This is a genomic window from Falsiroseomonas oryziterrae, assembly GCF_021864505.1.
In the GTDB taxonomy this organism is placed as follows: domain Bacteria; phylum Pseudomonadota; class Alphaproteobacteria; order Acetobacterales; family Acetobacteraceae; genus Falsiroseomonas; species Falsiroseomonas oryziterrae.
The window spans coordinates 1-1,211 of the sequence record NZ_JAKJIB010000582.1; the positions used below are offsets into that span (position 1 = coordinate 1).

Genomic DNA, 1,211 nt, shown 5'->3' on the forward strand with positions numbered 1-1,211 from the left:
TTCCCGGCCGGCGAGCGCTGGGGGGCGGATGCGATCCGCCTGATGCTGGAGATGCCGGGTGCCTTCGGGCTGGTGGCACGGGACGGCTTCGTGCTGGCGCGCGTGGCGGCGGACGAGGCGGAGATCCTGACGCTCGCCGTGCTGCCGGAGGCGCGCCGGCAGGGCGTGGGCGGGGCGCTGCTGGCCGGGGCGATGGCGGCGGCGGCGGCGCGCGGAGCGGCGGCGATGTTCCTCGAGGTGTCGGAGGGGAACGCGGCCGCGCGCGCCCTTTACGCCGCAGCGGGTTTTTCCGGGGTCGGGCGGCGCCGGCGCTACTATCCGGACGGGTCGGACGCGGTCGTGCTGCGGCGGACGCTCAGCCCTTCCTGATGCGCAGCCGGGTCGCGCCGTTCGGCGCGGCCTCCTCCGACAGCACGGCATGGCCCTGCTCGGTCGCGGTGCGCGGGACGTTGCGGCGGGGTTCCTCGCCCTTCAGCAGCACCTCCAGCACGGCGCCGGAGGGCAGGCGATCGAGCGCCAGGCGGACCCGCACGAAGGTCATCGGGCAAGTCTCGGCGGTGATGTCGAGGGTCGCGGCGGCAGTATCGCCGTCGGTCGGCAAGGTCTGGGTGGATGTCATCGCCTTGACTTTCGGTAACGGTCCTTGCCGGCTCGCGGCGCATCACAGTATAACTTCGGTGGCGTCACGGCCGGGCATGCCCGGTCGCGGCGCGGTCAGATGTCCGTCGCAACTGCGAAGGACACGAGGAAAGACAGGAACAGATCATCATGGCCGAGAACGCGGCAAACCAGGACCTGCTCGGCCTGACGGCGGAAATCGTCTCGGCCCATGTCTCGAACAACCCGGTCTCCATCACGGATCTGCCGAACCTGATCCAGGAGGTCCACCGGACGCTGCGCAACCTCGGCCAGCCGCAGGCGGCGCCGGCGGAAAAGCCGCAGCCCGCCGTGCCGATCAAGAAGTCGATCACGCCCGAGTACCTGATCTGCCTCGAGGACGGCAAGAAGCTGAAGATGCTGAAGCGCCACCTCAAGACGGCGTTCAACCTGACGCCCGACCAGTACCGCGAGAAATGGGGGCTGGGCGCCGACTATCCGATGGTGGCGCCGAACTACACCAAGCACCGGTCGAACCTGGCCAAGAAGATCGGGCTCGGCACCAAGCCGCGCGGCCGCCCGCCGGGACGCGGGCGCGGCGCGTCGGCGCGAGA

Annotated in this window: 3 protein-coding genes; 2 read left to right on the plus strand and 1 reads right to left on the minus strand. The window is 70.8% G+C overall.

All coding sequences use genetic code 11. The features are described from left to right. Positions 1-369, plus strand: a 369-nt coding sequence (locus L2I40_RS23350) for a GNAT family N-acetyltransferase (RefSeq protein ID WP_237217744.1), incomplete at its 5' end; no start/stop codon positions are given. On the opposite strand, the gene L2I40_RS23355 is transcribed toward L2I40_RS23350, so the two are convergent. Beyond that, positions 356-619 (minus strand): sulfurtransferase TusA family protein, encoded by a 264-nt coding sequence (locus L2I40_RS23355; RefSeq protein WP_237217745.1) that lies wholly within the window; start codon positions 617-619, stop codon positions 356-358. The genes L2I40_RS23350 and L2I40_RS23355 overlap by 14 nt on opposite strands. Positions 620-768: 149 nt before the next feature. Here L2I40_RS23355 and L2I40_RS23360 point away from each other — a divergent pair. After that, the coding region (locus L2I40_RS23360) for a MucR family transcriptional regulator (protein WP_237217746.1) at positions 769-1,211 on the plus strand (443 nt) is incomplete at its 3' end.

Excerpts from the sequence above, each read along its gene's own strand:
- L2I40_RS23355 (WP_237217745.1), bottom strand. The coding sequence starts at position 619 with ATGACATCCACCCAGACCTTGCCGACCGACGGCGATACTGCCGCCGCG.